Below are 3587 nucleotides of genomic sequence, written 5' to 3' on the forward strand. Positions count from 1 at the left end.
AGAGACGATGAGCGAGAGCGACGTCGAGACCATCGTTCAACGCGCCCGCGAGCACTACCCCGACGCCAAGCCGCGCATCATCTCGGACAACGGACCGCAGTTTATTGCCCGCGACTTCAAAGAGTTCATCCGACTCGCCGGTATGACCCACGTTCGCACTTCCCCCTACTACCCGCAATCGAACGGAAAAATCGAGCGCTTCAACGGCACGCTCAAAACTGGCTTGCGGGAGACTCTACCCACCAGTATCGACGAGGCTCGACGCATCACCGCCAAGCTCGTCGAGCACTACAATACCGTCCGCCTACACAGCGCCATCGGATACGTCACGCCAGCGGACAAGCTCGCGGGTCGCGAAAACGAGATCTTCGAGGCCCGTGATCGCAAACTTGAAACCGCACGCGCCGAGCGTGCACGCCGACGTCAGGAGGCTCGCGCAATAGCCGCCTAGCACTCCAGTCAGACCGCTTCCCGGAGTCACGTTCACGCTGAACCAAGACAGGGGCCTGTCCAGTCCGATCTCATAATGGATCAGAGCGAACGATGATCTTGCCCTCTGTAGAGGCTACTCCTCAAGGGAATCCTCCAAGAACTTGCGGTAGCGCTGCCGGGTGGGTCTGAGCTCGCCGGGGCGCGGGCTGTCGTGTTCCAGCAGGAATGCCTCCCAGCGTACGATGCGATCCTCGGTTCGCCCGGTGCGCTCATGGTAGCGAGCGATCCAGTCCTTGAGGGGTTGGTGATAGGGCCAGAAAACGGGAATGCGCAGATGGTATTCGATCCAGAACGTGTCTAGGCCAGGCCGGACCGGGATGGCGCGTGCTTGCGGCGTCGGAGTATAGCCACCAGCTTCCGCGAGCGGGTCGACATGTCGTCCGGTGCTGGTCACCGCGTCGACCAACACGAACGCCTCGGACAGCGGGGCATCGGGAGCAAACAGTTGCCATCCTTGCTGCATGCGCGTGTAGCCGACCACTGCTTGTGCCCACTCAGGCATGGGGTCGGGCTTGAAAACACGCGGGATCACACGCACCTCGAGACATAGTTGCATCGTGGCCACGATGACCAACAAGGCCACTAGGGTCTCGCGCGCGACCGTGACGTAACGACGCACCCGCTGCCGCAGGGGAGCCGCGTCATCCCGCGATCCTTGACGCGCAGGTCCCGCAGACGCTATCGCTTGTGCGGCGTATCCAGATAGACCCAGACGGTCCACTAGCCGGCTGAATTGGAAGCACATCCTGTTGCTCCCGTCGTACAGCACCTGCAGCCGGGGCCTGCTTCGAGCCCAACGTTCTACGGCCTGCCAGTCCTTGCTGCCGACTAGCAGCGTTGCGTAGACCATCATGACGTAGGAGAAGACCCCCAGGTTGGAGAGCAAGGCGATGCTGATGTGTAGGCCGCAGATCAGCGCGATCGCGATCCGCCTGGTCCAGGGTCGTCCGAAGGGAACCAGGATCAGCCAGGGCAAAGCCGCCTCCGCCAATAACGTACCGTACGTGAGAACGTACGACAGCTCCAGCGGTGCGTGCTCGCGCGCCCACAATCCGAGGACGGTGAGGATCCGTTCCTGCTGCCAAAAGTAGTAGACCGCTGTGCCCTCCATCCAGGTGGGGCCGTCCTTGGTTACCGCGTTAAAAAAGTAGAGCACCGCCAGCTGAACAAGCACAGCCAGCACAGCGAGGGAGACCACGGGCCCCACATCACGTGCAGGCTGGCGGGCTCCGGCAAGATGCTCATCGTCGAGGTCGCTGCGAAGCCTCAAATCCGCAAGAACTGCATCCACCGAAAAACGACGTCCGAGCGGCAGAAACACGGTCCAGCACACCAGGTTAGACAGCGCGTAACCTTCACCGGCCGTGAGCAGATCGACCCGACTCTGAAGGCTGACCAGCGCCAGCAGGGTTAGCACCTGACACCATCGGGTTCGATAGCCAACGAGCAAGCCAAGGTAAACGATGCCGATCAGGAGCATCAGCACAAGGGCTTCTGGCCAGTGCGAGCAGGTCCAGAAGAGGGAGAAGTTGCGGTGGCGGGTCGGTTGCCACAGGCCCGTGTGATTGGGAAGAAGTCCCGAGTTGCTGTACCAGAGTTCGACGGATCCGATGCGCTGACCCAGATCGGCGAGCAGCAGCAGAGCGAGCGCGATGCGAGCGAAACCCAGAGTACGTGGGTCGATGGACAGATAATTGCGCCTGAACCATTCCATTCGTTGCCTCAACGCCTTGGGCCCCACGGGAGCGTATGCCCCGGTGCGCCAGGTGCTGCTTGCGCAGTCGGGCCCGGGGCTACAAGGCACTCGGTTTGGCACCGCGGGAGCGCACGCCGTGAGCTCGGTCTCGGCCCTCCGCCTCGGTCCCGCGAGAGGGCCCCAGTCGGTGCACGCATTTGTTCACGACGGGCAATCGACGATGGAGGAAGTCGCTATCGTTCATCTGTCTGCACCATGAACGCCTGGATTGATCTGGAGATCGATCAACTCGATTTCCAGGCAGGCGTATTCGCCCTCGGGCGGATGCCAACGCCCTTCACCTCGGCTGGGCACGCGCACGGGACCGAAGCTCCTGTACCGCCCGACCGGGGTCGACCAGCGCTGCTGGACGAAGTGTTTGCCGTCACGTGAAGCGGCGAGGCGATCGTCCGAGACAAAGTCGACGAGCTCCCCGGTCTCACCGAAACACAGCACGGCGCTGACCGTGTTCGAACCGACCGTGTAGTGCCCCCGCGCCGAACGGTTGTCCATGGGCTGCCAGTGGATCTCCGGGTCGACAAGCTCGGCTGGGGCCAGCAAGCATATGTCATTGAACAGCGTGACGGTTTCCGCGCGAGTCATCTCGGGGCCGCGTGCGTCGACTAGCGGAAAAAGCGACAGCAGCCGCACGCGCATACTGGCCGTCCCGCCGGCAAACGCGTGATACACATCGACCGGCACGCCGCTGCGTTTGGCCTTCATGAAGAAGAAGCGGGCGGGCTCGTTCGGCCAATTATGCTGCTCCGCCGTGAACTCCATCCATGGATGGTTAGCACCAGCGCGAATCCGTCCATGCCAGCTCGCTTTGAAGTGGTGCACTCGAGGCCGCCCGAGTACTCTCGCCTGCCGTAGATAGCGCCGCACAGGTGGTGGCAGGCGGGCTAGGTGCGCTTCAATCAGAGTCGGACGCGAGCGCCGCTGCCTCAGTCGCTCTTGGGTGGCCCGGGCATATTGGGTGAACAAGCTCACGGGCCCTTCATAGGCTACGATGTCGCCGGCCGCTACTAGTGTCCTGTATCCGAAATCCCGCACATAATTCGCCGCAGGGAGCCGACCCGACCCGCGTTGAGGCTTGGGGATATCCGGCACGGGGCGGCGGTGGCGGCTCGCAGCTGGAGCCCACGGTCACCGGTCGGGCTCTTTGGCGTCTCTACGGGCCGCTGGTGTGGGAGAGACGCACAACGGCGCGGCAAAGGTACACGAACCCAAGCGCTGAGCGTGCAGCGCTGCGTGGGAAACAGGTGGGTGCGGCGCAGCGTGCGGCGCGTGACCATCACCGTCATTCCAGGCACGATGTAGCGTGGTTGCGTCATGCTTCGCACACCGCACCAAGCATGCC

General features: G+C 62.8%; 3 protein-coding genes. 1 reads left to right on the top strand and 2 read right to left on the bottom strand.

All coding sequences use genetic code 11. The features are described from left to right. A partial coding sequence (locus MJD61_00320) for an integrase core domain-containing protein (GenBank protein ID MCG8553723.1) occupies nucleotides 1–451 on the top strand: 451 nt, incomplete at its 5' end. Between the two features lie 114 nt (nucleotides 452–565). Here the strand turns inward: MJD61_00320 and MJD61_00325 are convergent. Beyond that, entirely contained in the window at nucleotides 566–2206 is a 1641-nt protein-coding gene (locus MJD61_00325) for a lipase maturation factor family protein (GenBank protein MCG8553724.1), read from the bottom strand. A 222-nt stretch (nucleotides 2207–2428) separates the two neighbouring features. After that, a complete protein-coding gene (locus MJD61_00330) occupies nucleotides 2429–3007 on the bottom strand; it encodes a hypothetical protein (protein MCG8553725.1) in 579 nt (192 codons plus the stop codon). Nucleotides 3008–3587 lie beyond the last annotated feature (580 nt).

This window comes from Pseudomonadota bacterium, from assembly GCA_022361155.1.
Lineage (GTDB): Bacteria > Myxococcota_A > Polyangia > Polyangiales > JAKSBK01 > JAKSBK01.

Excerpts from the sequence above, each read along its gene's own strand:
- MJD61_00325 (MCG8553724.1), bottom strand. The coding sequence starts at position 2,206 with ATGGAATGGTTCAGGCGCAATTATCTGTCCATCGACCCACGTACTCTG.
- MJD61_00330 (MCG8553725.1), bottom strand. The coding sequence starts at position 3,007 with ATGGAGTTCACGGCGGAGCAGCATAATTGGCCGAACGAGCCCGCCCGC.